Below are 473 nucleotides of genomic sequence, written 5' to 3'. Positions count from 1 at the left end.
TGGAAACGCCGGAGATAGTATACCACCTTCGCCGGGCCAAAGTGAGCATAGCTGGCCGGTGAAAGTGAGCCACCCGCGCCGGATGAAAGTGAGCCACTTTTGGACCTGATCTGTCTGTAATGTGCCAAAGGTCTTTTTTTGTGAAAAAGGACCATGGCGAACAAGCAGATAGACATGCGAAAAATAAAACGGATATTCAAGCTCCACACCTCGGGTGTGAGCAAGCGGCGGATAAGCCAGCATTTGGGCATCTCCCGCAACACGGTGGCCAAGTACATCGATTTCTTCAAGCGCTACCGCCTGACGGCCTATGAGGTTGAGAAGATGACCCTGGAGGAACTGCACGGCCTCTTCAAGGCCGACCAAAGGCCGAAGAGCCCAAAACTGGTAGAGCTACAGCGTTACTTTCCCTACTTTGACAAGGAAATACGGAAGACCGGGGTGACCCGACAGTTGCTCTGGGAGGAATATTA

General features: G+C 52.4%; 1 pseudogene. It reads left to right on the top strand.

The features are described from left to right. Positions 1–153: 153 nt before the first annotated feature. Positions 154–473 (top strand): annotated as a pseudogene (locus K1F36_RS15580) (HTH domain-containing protein); the annotation flags it as partial.

The organism is Flagellimonas abyssi (assembly GCF_019457905.1).
GTDB classification, from domain to species: Bacteria; Bacteroidota; Bacteroidia; order Flavobacteriales; family Flavobacteriaceae; genus Flagellimonas; species Flagellimonas abyssi.
The sequence above is the reverse complement of the archived record's forward strand: the minus strand, read 5'-3'. Positions and strand labels throughout refer to the sequence as shown.